10 protein-coding genes and 2 tRNA genes are annotated in these 14,504 nt (G+C 73.5%); 8 read left to right on the top strand and 4 right to left on the bottom strand.

Annotated features, from left to right (window positions below; translation table 11 throughout):
* Positions 1-148: 148 nt before the first annotated feature.
* A complete protein-coding gene (locus tag AB0K02_RS25325; protein ID WP_365994810.1) occupies positions 149-1,426 on the bottom strand; it encodes an LAETG motif-containing sortase-dependent surface protein in 1,278 nt (425 codons plus the stop codon).
* Positions 1,427-1,667: 241 nt separating this feature from the next.
* The gene (locus tag AB0K02_RS25320) at positions 1,668-2,573 is read right to left on the bottom strand and encodes a bifunctional DNA primase/polymerase (RefSeq protein WP_365994809.1); all 906 of its coding nucleotides are present in this window, start codon (positions 2,571-2,573) and stop codon (positions 1,668-1,670) included.
* 419 nt (positions 2,574-2,992) lie between these two features.
* Between AB0K02_RS25320 and AB0K02_RS25315 the strand changes: the two genes are divergently transcribed.
* The 5 genes from AB0K02_RS25315 (at position 2,993) to AB0K02_RS25295 (ending at position 7,985) form a co-directional block, all read left to right on the top strand.
* Positions 2,993-3,937 carry a bifunctional MaoC family dehydratase N-terminal/OB-fold nucleic acid binding domain-containing protein gene (locus tag AB0K02_RS25315; RefSeq protein ID WP_365994808.1) on the top strand — a complete coding sequence of 315 codons (945 nt, stop codon included), beginning with the start codon at positions 2,993-2,995 and terminating at the stop codon, positions 3,935-3,937.
* Positions 3,934-4,338 (top strand): acyl dehydratase, encoded by a 405-nt coding sequence (locus AB0K02_RS25310; RefSeq protein WP_365994807.1) that lies wholly within the window; start codon positions 3,934-3,936, stop codon positions 4,336-4,338. Before AB0K02_RS25315 ends, AB0K02_RS25310 begins: the two co-directional genes overlap by 4 nt.
* Complete coding sequence (locus AB0K02_RS25305; RefSeq protein ID WP_365994806.1) at positions 4,335-5,504, top strand: lipid-transfer protein; 1,170 nt, start codon at positions 4,335-4,337, stop codon at positions 5,502-5,504. Before AB0K02_RS25310 ends, AB0K02_RS25305 begins: the two co-directional genes overlap by 4 nt.
* Before the next feature lie 122 nt (positions 5,505-5,626).
* The gene (locus tag AB0K02_RS25300) at positions 5,627-6,181 is read left to right on the top strand and encodes a SigE family RNA polymerase sigma factor (RefSeq protein WP_365994805.1); all 555 of its coding nucleotides are present in this window, start codon (positions 5,627-5,629) and stop codon (positions 6,179-6,181) included.
* A gap of 148 nt (positions 6,182-6,329) precedes the next feature.
* Complete coding sequence (locus AB0K02_RS25295; RefSeq protein ID WP_365994859.1) at positions 6,330-7,985, top strand: long-chain fatty acid--CoA ligase; 1,656 nt, start codon at positions 6,330-6,332, stop codon at positions 7,983-7,985.
* 90 nt (positions 7,986-8,075) lie between these two features.
* Here AB0K02_RS25295 and AB0K02_RS25290 read toward each other — a convergent pair whose 3' ends face one another.
* Together AB0K02_RS25290 and AB0K02_RS25285 are read right to left on the bottom strand one after the other, a co-directional pair.
* Positions 8,076-12,017: a PAS domain-containing protein gene (locus AB0K02_RS25290; RefSeq protein WP_365994804.1), complete on the bottom strand. Its 3,942-nt coding sequence runs from the start codon at positions 12,015-12,017 to the stop codon at positions 8,076-8,078.
* Between the two features lie 168 nt (positions 12,018-12,185).
* A complete protein-coding gene (locus AB0K02_RS25285) occupies positions 12,186-12,629 on the bottom strand; it encodes an SSI family serine proteinase inhibitor (protein WP_365994803.1) in 444 nt (147 codons plus the stop codon).
* Between the two features lie 235 nt (positions 12,630-12,864).
* On the opposite strand from AB0K02_RS25285, the gene AB0K02_RS25280 reads away from it, so the two are divergent.
* From AB0K02_RS25280 to AB0K02_RS25270, 3 genes are all read left to right on the top strand, one after another.
* Positions 12,865-12,958: transfer RNA gene (locus AB0K02_RS25280), tRNA-Ser, on the top strand.
* A 217-nt stretch (positions 12,959-13,175) separates the two neighbouring features.
* Positions 13,176-13,248 (top strand) — tRNA-Arg (locus tag AB0K02_RS25275).
* A gap of 201 nt (positions 13,249-13,449) precedes the next feature.
* Positions 13,450-14,316, top strand: coding sequence for a DUF2797 domain-containing protein (locus tag AB0K02_RS25270; protein WP_365994802.1), 867 nt, complete (start codon positions 13,450-13,452; stop codon positions 14,314-14,316).
* The last annotated feature ends 188 nt before the right edge of the window (positions 14,317-14,504 follow it).

Below are 14,504 nucleotides of genomic sequence, written 5' to 3'. Positions count from 1 at the left end.
GCGCGGCCCGCGCACGCCCGGCCCGCGGTCCAGGACGACGTGCGCGTTGTGGCGTGGCAGGAACATGGCGTCACGGTTCGACAGGCGGCTGGACGAGGCAGCGCCGCCCCCGCCGGAGAGGCGGGAGCGGCGCTGTTCGGGCGGTGCGTCAGGAGGCGGAGTCGGCCTTCCGGCGGCGGACGACGAACATGGCGCCGGCACCGAGCGCGACCGCCGCGCCGGCGGCTGCCGCGAGCTGCGGCAGCGCGGAGTCGGCGCCGGTGTTGGCCAGGGTCCCGGTGGTGCCGCCCTGCGGGACGACCGCCGGCCTGGCCTTCGAGGTCTTGCCGGGCTTGGAGTCGTCGACCTTGCCCGGCTTGCTGCCGGCGGCCAGCAGGTCGAACTCGTACTCCGTGAAGAAGTTGCCGCCGCAGGTGCCGTCGTCGTTGACGTAGTCACCGGCCACGAAGGCCATACCGTCACCGGCCGGCGCCTTGGCGTCGACCTTCAGGCGCAGCTTGACGTCGGCGTGGGCGCCGGCCTTCAGCGGGCTGATGGAGCCCGCGTACTCGCCGTCTTCGATGTCGTTCCACTCGGGCGCGTTCTTGGTGGACCACTGAAGGTGGAAGTACTCGTCGATGACGTCGTAGCCGGTCTTGTCGGTCGCGTGGAAGTACACGAACGGCAGGACCTCGTCGAGGGTCTTGTCGGTGCCGTTGGTGACGCGGACCGAGAAGTCGACCGTGGAACCGGCGACGATCTTGGAGGGGAGCCCCTGGGCGACGGTGGTCAGTCCGTTCTCGGGGACACAGGCGCCCTCGTCGTCACCGTCGTCGTCGTTGTCGTCCTCCTCCTTGGCCTCGGCGAGGGCCTTGTCGGCCGCCTGCTTCGCCTTGAGGGCCTCGGCCGTGGCCTTCTGCGCCTTGGTCAGCTCCTGCCCGGCGGCGACGACGGCGTTGGCGGCAGCGGTGGCGGCCTGCTTCGCCTTCTCGTCGGCGGCGGCCTTGGTCGCCTGCGCGGCGTCGGCCGCGGCCTTGGCGTCCGCGACCTTCCTCTCGGCGGCGGCCTTCTCCTCCTCCGTGGCGGTCTCGGGAAGCCCGGCCAGTTCGGCCTCGGCGTCGGCGAGCGCCTGGTCCGCGGCCTCCTTGGCGGTCTTCGCGGCGGCGGCCTCAGCGGTGGCGGCCTTGGCGGCCACGGCGTGCGGCGCCTCGTCGGAGCAGGCGAAGTCGAAGGCCTCCTTCGCCGCCTTCTCCGCGGCGACGGCGGCGTCGTACGCCTTCTGCGCCTCCGCGGCGGCCGCCTCCAGCTCCTCGATGGTCGGCTCGTCCTCCGCCGCCTGCCGCACCGACGACTGTCCGGCGGCGGGCTTGGCGTCGGCGAAGGCGGGGGTGACGGTGAGCAGTACGGCGGGGGTGGTCACTGCGGTGACGACCGCCGTGGCCAGCATGCGGCGAATGTTCAAGAGAGCCCTTTTCTCGGGTCCGAGGCGCGGTCAGAACGCAAGTACAGGGCAGCCGCTGCGGTGGCACTCACGCATCGCGGCTGCCCGGCGATCGTATGACCGTAAATGGGGAGGAAGAAAGGAGGTTACGCACGTGCCGGGGAGGGCCGTCGGTGCGGGACGGGAGGGCAAATCGATGGATAAGGCGCAGTTGCCTCCGGGGTCGCACCCTCTTGTGTGATCCATGTCATCCGCGCGGTCCCGCCGTGAGCCGTGCCGCCGAGGCGATCGTCGCGCGCGCCTCCCGTTCCGGGAGGCCGGCCCGGACCGCGGCGTCGGTCAGCGCGTCCGCGAGCGCGTCGCCGAAGCCGTGCTCGTACGCACGGCAGGCGGCCCAGAACAGGCGGGTGTTGCGCTGTCCCTCCTGTGCGGCGAGGACGAACTGGACCAGTCCCTGACCCTGGTGCGTCCGGCTCGTCGCGCCCGCCGCCCCGTCGGCCGGGTTCCCGCCGGGGTGCGCGGCGTGGCGGGGGCGCGCGGGAGGCGCGATCAGGCGCAGGAGGGCGGGCGGGCAGGGCGCGGGGGGCAGGTCCGCGGTCCCGGGGGCCAGGCGGTACGCGCCGTGCGCGGTGACGGAGCCCGGTCCGACGAGGTACCCGCCGGCGCCACGCACGTCGATGCCGGGCGCGAGACGGCCCGCGGAGTTGGGGACGACCACGTCGGGCGGGCCGGTGAGCCACAGGTGCCGGCCGCCGCTCGGTGTGAGCACCGTGACCGTCTCCGGGATGGTGAACAGGTGGCGCAGGGCCAGGTGCCGGAGTTCCGCCACGGAGTCGGTGTGCGACGTGGTGTCGAGGTCGATGCCGATGAGCCGGTGGGGCGGGCGTCCGCAGGCGATGCCGTAGCCGGTCGCCCAGGGCGCGGCGGCGAACAGGGCGCGTACGGCGGCGGGGTCCGTGGTCGCGTCGTGCACGCCGTGACCGGGCAGGCCGCACTCGCCGCGGCACAGGGACGGCCTCGGCTCGTCCCGGTGGGGAGAGCGCAGGGCCGGGAGCTTGGTGGGCGACAGGGGTATGACGGGGAGCCCGCGCTCGGCGGCGGTGAGGGCGTGGGCGAGGGCCAGTGTGGCGGTCTGCCGGTCAGTGATGGCCATGCCTCTATGTTCGTACACATGTTCGAAGAAGGGAAGGGGGAGAAGTGGGGCGAGGATGGCGTAACGCCTCATTCCGGTCGGTGGCGGCGTTCGAGCGTGTGCCGGTTTCATGGGTGCGAGGGGGTTTCTCGCCGTGTTGTCACGCTTGCGAGCGAATCATCCGGCTCCGGTGCGTTCACCGGGAATCCGGTGGGCAGCTCTGTTCTCGGCGACGTCGCGGAACGGGCGTCGACATCACGCACCGGTTCAGGTGCGGCCGGCCCGAGGGGGAGTGGGGAGGAGGCGAACGAACAGCCGCGCGACGGCACTTGGCGGCCGTCGCGGCAGGGGTGCGGGTGTGTCACGTGTGGTCATCGGCCACGGCCTTGACAGTCCAGAGAATCTGACGGACAGTCAGATCCTCTGGGAGGGGGAACGAGGTGACCGACGAGCTCTACGCACGGCTGAAGAGGTACGAGGGGCAGCCCGCCGCCCTCTCCTGCGAGGGCAAGGACCCGGTCAACGAGCCGATGATCAGGCACTGGTGCGAGGCGATGGGGGACAACAACGCCGCGTACCGGGGGCCGGACGCCATCGCGCCCCCCACCATGCTGCAGGCGTGGACGATGGGCGGGCTGTCGGGCCACAGTGGCCGGGCACCCGCCCAGGACGAGCTGTTCGCTCTGCTCGACGCGGCGGGTTTCCGGTCCGTGGTGGCGACCGACTGCGAGCAGGAGTACCTGCGACCGCTGCGGCCCGGTGACCGCATCACCTTCGACGCGGTGATCGAGTCGGTCTCCCCGCGCAAGACGACGAAGCTGGGGACGGGGTACTTCATCACCACGCGGACGGACGTGCGGGCCGGCGGCGAGCCGGCGGGCACGCACCGCCTCCGCATCCTCACATACGCGCCGCCCGCCCGCCCGGCCCGCGCCGCCCAGCCCGCCGCGGCGGAGGGCCCGCGCCCCGCGGCCGAGCGCCCGCGCCCGGTGGTCAACAGGGACAACGAGGGGTTCTGGCAGGGCGTGGCCGCCCACCGGCTGCTCATCCAGCGCTGCGGCGGCTGCGGGACACTGCGCCTGCCCTGGCTGCCGGGGTGCGCGGCATGCGGCTCGCCCGACTGGGACACGGTGGCCGCGAGCGGAGCGGGCACCGTCTTCTCGTACGTGGTGATGCACCATCCGCCCTTCCCCGCGTTCGACCCGCCGTACGCGGTGGGGCTGATCGAGCTGGCCGAGGGCGTGCGGTTCGTGAGCAACGTCGTCGGAGTCCCGTACGACGAGGTCCGCATCGGGATGCCGGTGGAGCTGGAGTTCCTGCGGGTGGACGACGATCTGGAGCTGCCGGTCTTCCGGGCCGAGCCGGACCGGCGGGAGGCCGTATGAGCCCGGCCCCGGGCGCGGGCGCGCAGCTGCCCCCGCTCACCGTGCCCGTCACGCGCACGCTGATCGTCGCCGGAGCCATCGCCTCGCGCGACTACCAGGACGTGCACCACGACGCCGAGCTCGCGCGGGAGAAGGGCTCCCCGGACGTCTTCATGAACATCCTGACGACGAACGGCCTGGTCGGGCGGTTCGTCACCGACTTCTTCGGGGAGCGTGCCGTGCTGCGCAGGGTCGCGATCCGGCTCGGCGTGCCCAACTACCCAGGCGACACCATGGTGTTGACGGGCACGGTCGAGGCGAGCGACGGCACGACCGCCGAGGTGCGGGTCACCGGCGTCAACGGCCTGGGCACCCATGTGACGGGCACCGTGACCGTGACTCTCCCGCAGGACGCCGCATGAGCATCCGCGGCAAGGACGCACTCGGCGGCAGGGCGGCCGTGGCGGGGATCGGAGCGACGGAGTTCTCCAAGGATTCCGGTCGCAGCGAGCTGAAACTCGCCGTGGAGGCCGTGCGGGCCGCGCTCGACGACGCCGGCCTCTCCCCCGCCGACGTCGACGGCATGGTCACCTTCACCATGGACACGAGCCCGGAGATCACGGTCGCCCAGGCCGCGGGCATCGGCGAGCTGTCCTTCTTCTCACGCGTCCACTACGGGGGCGGCGCGGCCTGCGCCACCGTCCAGCAGGCGGCACTGGCCGTCGCCGCGGGCGTCGCCGACGTCGTCGTCTGCTACCGGGCGTTCAACGAGCGCTCCGGTCGCCGCTTCGGCTCGGGGGTCCGCCACCGCGAGCCGTCGGCGGAGGGCGCCGCACTCGGCTGGAGCCTGCCCTTCGGACTGCTGACCCCGGCTTCATGGGTGGCGATGGCCGCGCAGCGCTATCTGTACGCGTACGGTCTGACGCCCGAGGTCTTCGGCCATGTCGCCGTGAGCGGCCGGCGGTACGCGGCGACCAACCCCGCCGCGTACTTCCACGGCAGGCCGATCAGCCTCGCGGACCATGCCGCCTCACGGTGGATAGCCGAGCCCCTGCGGCTGCTGGACTGCTGTCAGGAGACCGACGGCGGCCAGGCGATCGTCGTCACCGGCGTCGAGCGCGCCCGTGACCTGCCGCATCCGCCCGCGGTGGTCCTCGCCGCGGCGCAGGGAGCGGGCAGGTCCCAGGAGCAGATGACCAGCTTCTACCGCGACGACCTCACCGGACTGCCCGAAATGGGCGTGGTGGCCCGCCAGTTGTGGCGCACCTGCGGGCTCGGTCCCGCAGGCGTCGACGTGGCGATCCTGTACGACCACTTCACGCCGTTCGTGCTGATGCAGCTGGAGGAGTTCGGCTTCTGCGGGCCCGGCGAGGGGGCCGCCTTCGTGGCGGCGGACGGGCTGCCCCTGAACACGCACGGGGGGCAGCTGGGCGAGGCGTACCTGCACGGGATGAACGGGATCGCCGAGGCGGTCAGGCAGGTGCGCGGCACCTCGGTGAACCAGGTTCCCGGCGCGTCCAGGGTGCTGGTGACGGCCGGCACCGGGGTCCCCACCTCCGGACTGGTTCTCGGGGCCGACGGCGCGTAGCCCCTGCGGGTGCCCTCCACCTTCAGGAGGTGCGGGCCCCGCCGGCCCTACAACCTGAGGGGGACACCGCTTCGGTCCCTGGGGCCGATCCGCCGTGGCGGGCCCGCTCCTAGCGTGGAGACATGACCACGCCAGTCTGTACGCACGCCTCCCAGGCCGCCGCGCCGGTGCCGTCGTACACGCCTTACACGTCGTTCTCGTCGTACGTACGGGCGCGGGGGCCCGTACTGCTGCGGACCGCGAGGTCGCTCACCGCGAACCCGAGCGATGCCGAGGACCTGCTGCAGACCGCGCTGACCAAGACGTATGTCGCGTGGGACCGGATCGAGGACCACCGCGCGCTCGACGGCTATGTGCGCCGCGCGCTGCTCAACACCCGCACGTCGCAGTGGCGCAAGCGCAAGGTGGACGAGTTCGTCTGTGACGAGCTGCCCGAGCAGGAGACCGTCGCGGCGACGGACCCGGCCGAGCAGCAGGTGCTGCACGACGCGATGTGGCGTGCCGTGATGAAGCTGCCGGACCGGCAGCGGGCCATGGTCGTCCTGCGGTACTACGAGGACCTGAGCGAGGCCCAGACGGCCGAGGTGCTCGGCGTGTCGATCGGCACGGTCAAGAGCGCGGTGTCGCGGGCGCTCGGAAAGCTGCGCGACGACCCCGAGCTGACTCCCGTCCGCTGAACGAGCCCGTTCCACAGGCCCTCGTGTGCGGTGTTGCGCGGTGATGTGCGGGATTCATTACTTCCGGGTAGTGACATACCGCTCGGTATGTGCGCAGAATCTTTCCCACTTGCCGCAACGTAGCGCCAGCGCCCACCGGGAGGACGCCGTGCTGAGCACCATGCAGGACGTACCGCTGACTGTGACCCGCATCCTTCAGCATGGGATGACGATCCACGGGAAGTCGCAGATCACCACCTGGACCGGCGAGCCGGAACCACAGCGCCGCAGCTTCGCCGAGACGGGCCGACGCGCCACTCAGCTGGCCAACGCCCTGCGCGACGAGCTCGGCATCGACGGCGACCAGCGCGTGGCCACCCTCATGTGGAACAACGCGGAACACGTCGAGGCGTACTTCGCGATCCCCTCCATGGGCGCCGTGCTCCACACGCTGAACCTGCGCCTGCCCGCCGAGCAGCTCGTGTGGATCGTCAACCACGCAGGCGACCGGGCCGTGATCGTCAACGGTTCCCTGCTCCCCCTGCTCGCCCCGCTCCTGCCGCACCTGCCGACCATCGAGCACATCGTGGTCTCCGGCCCCGGCGACCGGTCGCTGCTCGCCGACACCGAGGCGCAGGTCCACGAGTACGAGGAGCTGATCGCCGGCAGACCGACCACGTACGACTGGCCCGAGCTGGACGAGCGCAGCGCCGCGGCCATGTGCTACACCTCCGGCACCACGGGCGACCCCAAGGGCGTCGTCTACTCCCACCGCTCCATCTACCTGCACTCCATGCAGGTCAACATGACGGAGTCGATGGGCCTGACCGACAAGGACACCACCCTCGTGGTCGTCCCGCAGTTCCACGTGAACGCCTGGGGCCTGCCGCACGCCACCTTCATGACCGGCATCAACATGCTGATGCCCGACCGCTTCCTCCAGCCCGCGCCGCTGGCCGACATGATCGAGCGCGAGAGGCCGTCGCACGCCGCCGCCGTCCCCACCATCTGGCAGGGCCTGCTCGCCGAGGTCACCTCCGGGGGCTCCGCGGGCCGCGACCTCAGCTCCATGAAGCAGGTCACCATCGGCGGCGCCGCCTGCCCGCCCTCCCTCATGGAGGCGTACGACAAGCTCGGCGTGCGGCTGTGTCACGCCTGGGGCATGACCGAGACCTCGCCGCTCGGCACCATGGCCCACCCGCCGGCCGGTCTGAGCGCCGAGGAGGAGTGGCCCTACCGCGTCACGCAGGGCCGTTTCCCGGCCGGAGTGGAGGGACGGCTGGTCGGTCCCGGCGGCGAGTTCCTGCCCTGGGACGGCGAGTCGGCCGGAGAGCTGGAGGTGCGCGGCCCCTGGATCGCCGGCGCCTACTACGGCGGAGCGGGCGGCGAGGACTTCCGCCCCGAGGACAAGTTCAGCGAGGACGGCTGGCTGAAGACCGGCGACGTCGGCGTGATCAGCCCGGACGGCTACCTGACGCTGACCGACCGGGCCAAGGACGTCATCAAGTCCGGCGGCGAGTGGATCTCCAGCGTGGAGCTGGAGAACGCGCTGATGGCGCACCCCGAGGTCGTCGAGGCGGCCGTGGTCGCCGTCCCGGACGCGAAGTGGGGCGAGCGTCCGCTGGCGACGGTCGTGCTCAAGGAGGGATCGACGGCGGACTACGGGACGCTGCGGGACTTCCTGGCGGAGTCGATCGCCAAGTGGCAGCTGCCCGAGCGGTGGGCGATCGTGCCGGCGGTGCCCAAGACGAGCGTGGGCAAGTTCGACAAGAAGGTGATCCGCAAGCAGTACGCGGACGGGGAGCTGGACGTCACCGAGCTGTAGTCGTCACGCCGCCGCAGCGGCGACCCGGGACGACGAAGGGGCCGGCGGTCACCGCCGGCCCCTTTCGCGTGAACGTCCGCGTGCCGGGCGTCAGTTGGTGCCGATCTTCGCGAGCAGATCGACGATGCGGGCCTGGACCTCGCTGCTGGTCGACCGCTCGGCGAGGAAGAGCACCGTCTCCCCCGACGACAGCCGCGGCAGTTCGGCCGGGTCGAGACCGGCCGAGGTGTAGACGACGAGCGGCGTGCGGTTCAACTGCCCGTTCGCCCGCAGCCAGTCGATGATCCCGGCGCGCCGGCGACGCACCTGCATCAGGTCCATCACCACCAGGTTCGGCCGCATCTGGGTCGCCAGCGTCACCGCGTCCGCGTCGGCGCCGGCCCGGGCCACCTGCATCCCGCGCCGCTCCAGCGTCGCCGTCAGCGCGAGCGCGATCTCCTCGTTCTCCTCGATCAGCAGCACGCGCGAGGGGTGCTGCTCGCTGTCGCGCGGGGCCAGCGCCTTGAGCAGGACGGCCGGATCGGCGCCGTACGCCGCCTCCCGTGTCGCCTGCCCGAGGCCCGCGGTCACCAGCACCGGCACCTCGGCGGCCACGGCGGCCTGCCGCAGCGACTGCAGTGCGGTCCGCGTGATCGGACCCGTCAGCGGGTCCACGAACAGGGCCGCGGGGAACGCCGCGATCTGCGCGTCGACCTCCTCGCGGGAGTGCACGACGACGGGCCGGTAGCCGCGGTCGCTCAGCGCCTGCTGCGTGGGGACGTCCGGTGCCGGCCACACCAGCAGCCTGCGCGGGTTGTCCAGCGGCTCGGGCGGCAGCTCGTCGTCGACGGGCTGCGGCTGGGGCCGGTTGGCGACCTCGATCGCGCCGCCGGGTCCGTCCAGCGGCTCGGGGCCCTCGGCGCCCTCGTCGGGCGCCCCTATCGCGTAGGCGCGGCCTTCCGAGCGGTCGGCGGGCAGCCGCGACGTGCCCGGTGCCGGAACGGGCGCGGGCGCTGGCGCCGGGGCCGGGCTCGGCGCGGCCTGCGGCTGCGGGTGGGGCCGGGCGGCGGCCTGGGGGAGGTCGCTGTCCGGGCGCGTGCCCAGCTTGCGGCGGCGGCCGGAGCCGAGCGTCTGGTTCTGCTGCTGCGTGAGCTGCTGCGCGAACGGTACGCCCTGGCCGAGGGTGCGCACGCTGAACGCGCGTCCCTGCGTCGAGTCCGCCGTGACCGGCTCCTCGGCGGGCAGCGGCTGGGCGACGCGGGGCGGGGGCACGGCCGCTCCGGCCGCGGCTGCCCGTCCCGTGACGGGACGCGCCGGCGGCAGCGGTACGGACACGGATCCGGTGTCCGTCCCCCGCGCGGGCGTGCCCGCCTCGTCCGCGGAGTCCTGGGCCTGTGCCGTGGCCGCTGCCGGGACGGTGCCCGTCTGCCCGTTCTCCGGTGCGGCAGGCGTCGCCTGCGCAACGGGCGCGTCGCCCGACGCGGGGTCCGGTGCGGTCCGCTGTGCCTGCCCGGGCAGAACGGGCTGCGCAGCGGTCTGCGGGACGGCGGTCCCGCCGGTGGCCTCCACGGCCGTCCCGGCGCCCGTCTCGCCTGCCGTCTCGCCGGTGGCGGGCGGCTGCGCCTGAACGCGGGCACGCCTGCGGCCGGTGGGCGCCGGATGCGGCTGCGGCGGCGTGTGGTGCTCCGTGCCGGGGGCCGTGGCCACGGCGTCGTGCTGTTCGGCCGGGATCGCGGCGGCACTCCCGGGCTGCACCCGGTCCGCCTCGGCGGGCGGCAGCGCGAACGCGGTCCGTACGGCGCCCTCCGCCTCGGCCGGTGCGGGGGCGAGCGCCCGCCGGGCCCTGCGGCCGGTCGGCTGGGCCCCTGTCGGCGGTGCCACGGGCTGGGCGGCCGGCGGCGGCGCGGCGGCCAGCTCCGGCCGCCCGCTCTCCACGGCCCGTCGCGCCCGCCGCCCCGAGGGAGCGGCCCCGAGGCCGTGCGCGTCGACCGGCACGCCCTGCGGCGGCACGGTCTCGCCGCGCGCGGCCCGCCCGCCGGCGCCTTCGGCTGCCGTGACCACCGAGCCCTCAGCGGCAGCCTGCGGTGCGGCCGCGGCCTGCTCGGCGGGGCTCGGCCGCCCCCGCCGGCGTCCCGTTCCGTTGGTCTGCACGCTCGCGTCGGCGGAGGTTTCTCCCGCGTCCTGGGCGGGGACCGGTTCGGCCCCGGCCGCGTTCGCCTGGGCGGCCCGCCGCCGCCCGGACGGCGGTGCGGCGACCGGATCCTCCATGGCCACGGGGCTCTCCAGGAAGGCGTCCGTGGAGGCCCGGCGCGCGCGCCGCCGACCGCCGCCGGCCGTGGCCGGGGCGGGCTCGGAGGACTGCTGGGCGGGCAGGGCGAGCTCCGCGGCCGGCGGCGGCGCCACCGTGCCCGCGCCCTCGCCCAGCGGTACCTCCAGGACGTACGCGCTGCCGCTCATCCCGGGCACCTCGTGCGTCTGCAGCACCCCGCCGTGCGCCCGGACGATCCCGCGCACGATCGGCTCGTGCACCGGGTCCCCGCCCGTGAACGGCCCCCGCACCTCGATGCGGACGACGTCGCCGCGCTGTGCCGCCGCGACCACGACCGTCGAGTCCACGTAGCCGCCGCCGGGCACGACCTTGGCCTTGCCCGTCGAGTCGACGCCCGCGACATCCGCGACCAGGTGCGCGAGCGCCGTCGCCAGCCGCGTCCCGTCCACCTCGGCCTCTATCGGCGGCGCGTGCACGGCGAACTGGGCCCGCCCCGGGCCGATCAGCTCGACGGCTCCCTCGACACCCGCCGCCACGACGGCGTCGAGCAGCACCTTGGTCTTGGTCAGCTCCTCCTGGCCCATGTCGAGGCGCTGGTAGCCGAGCACGTTGTCGACGAGCGTCGTCATACGGGCGTATCCGGCGGCCAGATGGTGCAGGATCTGGTTCGCCTCGGGCCACAGCTGTCCGGCGGGGTCGTCGGCCAGCGTGCCCAGTTCCCTGCGCAGCTCCTCCAGCGGCCCGCGCAGCGACTCGCCGAGCACGGCGGTCAGCTGGGCGTGCCGGGCGGCGAGTTCCCCGTACCGCTCGGCGCCGGCCTCCAGCTCGGCGGTGTACCGCTCGGCCTTGTCGGCCAGTTCGGACTCGTACTTCTCGGCGGCGGCCGTGAGCTCGGCCGTCAGCCGCTCCGTCGTCCGTGCCAGCTCGCCGGTCAGGCGCTCGGTCGTCTCCGCGAGCTCCTCCGCGTGCTTACGGGCCTGCTCCTCGAACGGCCGCCGGTCGGTGAACGTCATCACCGCGCCGACCAGCTGGTCCCCGTCGCGCACCGGCGCGGTGGTCAGGTCGACGGAGATCTTGGAGCCGTTCTTCGCCCACAGCACCTGCCCCCGCACCCGGTGCTTGCGCCCGGACTTGAGGGTGTCGGCGAGCGGCGACTCCTCGTACGGGAAGGGCTCGCCGTCCGCGCGCGAGTGCAGGATCAGCGGGTGCAGCTCCTGGCCGCCGAGATCACTGGCGCGGAAGCCGAGGATCTGCGCGGCCGCCGGGTTGACGAGGACGACCCGTCCGTCGGTGTCGGTGCCGACGACGCCCTCGGCCGCGGCCCGCAGGATCATCTCGGTCTGCCGCTGCGAACGCGCCAGCTCCGCCTCGGTGTCCATGGTCCCCGAGAGGTCGCGCACGACCAGCATCAGCAGCTCGTCGCCGGTGTAGCCGTTGTACGAGTCGTACGCCTCGCGTCCGTCCAGGCTCGCGCTGGTCACCTCGACCGGGAACTCGCTGCCGTCCGTCCGCCGCGCCATCATCCGGGTGGGCTTGGTGCGCCCGTGCTCGTCGGCCGTGTCGGGACGGCGCATGGAGCCGGGGATGAGGCGCGAGTCGAACTCGGGAAGCAGGTCGAGCAGCCCCCGGCCCACGAGAGCGGTGCCCGGCGCCTCGAAGAGCTCGAGGGCGATGGTGTTGGCGTTGACGACCGTGCCGTTGGCGTTGACGAGCACGAGCCCGTCAGGGAGGGCGTCGAGTATGGCTGCGAGGCGAGCAGCGCCTCGGGATGGCCTGCTGCTCACGACGACGGTTCCTCCCTGACCTACTGCGTATTGCGGACGGCCGGCCCCATCTTGCCCCTAGGGCCTCGGCCTGTCACTGAGGGAGTCTAAGGGCAGCGCCCGGCGCGGGGACGGCGGATGCGGGGGAGCTCTCACCAAGGTTGTGTGCGGATGGCGTACGCCTTCGGCCTATGACCTGGTGTTCGGCAGGACCGGCTCCAGCATCTGCCAGCGTGAGATCTGGCAGCCGTCGGACCGGTCGAAGGTGGCGTTGATGCGCCGCCCCTGCCAGGTGCCGGTGATCCGCGCGGTGGCAGGCCCGCCGAACTGCTGTGTGCACATCTGTCCCTCGGGCACCGGCGCGAACGGGTCGAGGTTCTCCCTGGCGAGCTCGTCGAGCCGCTCGCAGGCGGCCCGCGCGGAGGGGTGGGTGCCGCCCGCGGGGCCGCACTTCAGCCTGTAGCGGCCGTCCGTCCGGGTCCCGGTCTCGGAGACCACGACCATCAGCCGATCGGGTGCGTCCAAAAGCGGTACGGGCAGGGGGAGGGGTGACGTCACGGCCCCGGCGGCGGGCATGGCGCAGGCCAGGGCGGCGGCGGACACGGTGGCGGTGACGACGAGGCGACGAAGCATGCAGGGCTCCTGGAAAGTGAAGGGTCCGTGCGGGGGCGGCCGGCCCCCGGCGGATCTCGACCGGGCGGCCGGGTCGTGCCCCGGCATCTCTAACGCTGCGCGGGCCGCCGCGTTGCGCAACCCGAGATGCTTTGCTCTGCGGGCCCCGGGGCTAGTACCGTGGACGGCGATTGGTGACAGGCCACCGTGCTGTGTCATCATCTGCACGCACCACTCGCGCCCGCGCGGGTGTGCTGGAGGCGTCGCCTAGTCCGGTCTATGGCGCCGCACTGCTAATGCGGTTTGGGTCTTAAAGCCCATCGAGGGTTCAAATCCCTCCGCCTCCGCCAGTTGATCACCGAAGCCCCGGCCCCACGGCCGGGGCTTCGGTCGTTCCGGCGCCACCCCGCCTGCCCCCCTCGCGCGCCCACCGCGCCCGCCCACTCCGCCCATTCGGGTATCTGTGCAGGTCAGAGGGGGTGCGGCTAATGGATTTCGCGTGACGGCGGAGGTCATGTAATGTTGTTCCCGCAACGCCGACCGGGCAGAAAAGCCCGGGAAGCACAAGCACTCGTAGCTTAACGGATAGAGCATCTGACTACGGATCAGAAGGTTGCAGGTTCGAATCCTGCCGAGTGCACACAGACGAGAGGCCCCCGGAGAGATCCGGGGGCCTCTCGCGTTGGGTTCCGAGGAGAAGGTGCCGGGGCCGGTTCGGCCGGTCGGCGTACGGGGGCGGGCGGCGCGGGATCATGGAAGGGCGTCGTGATCCGGGAGGGCCCCGAGCCGGCTGAGGCCACGGGTCACCGGCGTGGAGCAGCGGGTCGCCGGAGGTGTGGGCATGGCGTGGCGGTGTGCGGGGCTCGCCTGGCCCGACGGGGGGCCGGGGGCGGTGCTGCGCTGGGAGGGCGGGCGGGTCAGCCCGCTCGGGGCCGGCCGGGAGATCGGCTTCGGCGCCGTGGGCGAACGGCGCTGCGTCGGGGCGCGGGGAAACGCCTGTCCGCTGCGGGCGCAGGTCTCGGCGCGCGCCACGCAGGCGCGGTGCCCCGAGTGCGCGCGGCTGGACCGGGCGCACTCCGTGGCGGCCGACGCCGTACCCGACGACCCACGGACCTACCGCGTGTACCTGGCCTGGTTCGGGCCCGGGATGGTCAAGGTCGGGATCACCGCCGAGGAGCGCGGGGCGGCGCGGCTGCGGGAGCAGGGCGCCGTGGCCTTCAGCTGGCTCGGGCTGGGGCCGCTGATGGCCGCGCGGCGGACCGAGGAGCTGCTGCGCGCCGCGCTGGGCGTTCCCGACCGGATCCCGTACGGCAGGAAGCGGGCGGTGCGGGCGGCGTTGCCGCCGATCGCCGCACGGGCCGGCGACGTCGAGGAGCTGCACGCGCGTGCCGTCGCGCTCGGCGGGTGGGCCGACTCCCTGGAGCGGATGCCGTGCGAGGTGGTCGATCACGCCGCGGTGTTCGGGCTGGACGGGCTGCCGGCCGCGACCGGCGTCGTGCGTGAGCTGGCCGACGGGGGAGTGGTGGCCGGGCGGCTGCTGGCCGCGGCCGGGCCCGACCTGCATCTGCGGACCGCGGCCGGCCGGGTCGTGGTGGTCGACACCCGCCTGATGACCGGATGGTCGCTGGTGGGCGCCGATCCGGGGGCCGAGGTGAGCGTCCCGTTGACCGCGGTACCGGCCGGGAGCGAGCAGGACGGGCTGTTCTGACCGGCGCCCCCCGATGGCAGGTGCCCGATGACAGGCGTCGGATGACAGGCGCCCGACTACAGGCGCCCGATGACAGGTGTCGGATGGCAGGCGCCCCGACGGCAAAGGACAGCAGCCCCTTCGGTCCCTTCCGCAATGACGGTGGACAACCCAGCCGTTCGGACCGGAAGGTGACCCCCAGACCGGTG

This window comes from Streptomyces sp. NPDC049597, assembly GCF_040675505.1.
Lineage (GTDB): Bacteria > Actinomycetota > Actinomycetes > Streptomycetales > Streptomycetaceae > Streptomyces.
This window is presented reverse-complemented; position numbering and strand designations above follow the sequence as displayed.

Bases quoted from the DNA above. Each gene is read 5' to 3' on its own strand.
- AB0K02_RS25325 (WP_365994810.1), bottom strand. From the start codon at position 1,426: ATGCTGGCCACGGCGGTCGTCACCGCAGTGACCACCCCCGCCGTACTG.
- AB0K02_RS25320 (WP_365994809.1), bottom strand. From the start codon at position 2,573: ATGGCCATCACTGACCGGCAGACCGCCACACTGGCCCTCGCCCACGCC.
- AB0K02_RS25310 (WP_365994807.1), top strand. From the start codon at position 3,934: ATGAGCCCGGCCCCGGGCGCGGGCGCGCAGCTGCCCCCGCTCACCGTG.
- AB0K02_RS25305 (WP_365994806.1), top strand. From the start codon at position 4,335: ATGAGCATCCGCGGCAAGGACGCACTCGGCGGCAGGGCGGCCGTGGCG.
- AB0K02_RS25300 (WP_365994805.1), top strand. From the start codon at position 5,627: ATGACCACGCCAGTCTGTACGCACGCCTCCCAGGCCGCCGCGCCGGTG.
- AB0K02_RS25285 (WP_365994803.1), bottom strand. From the start codon at position 12,629: ATGCTTCGTCGCCTCGTCGTCACCGCCACCGTGTCCGCCGCCGCCCTG.
- AB0K02_RS25270 (WP_365994802.1), top strand. From the start codon at position 13,450: ATGGCGTGGCGGTGTGCGGGGCTCGCCTGGCCCGACGGGGGGCCGGGG.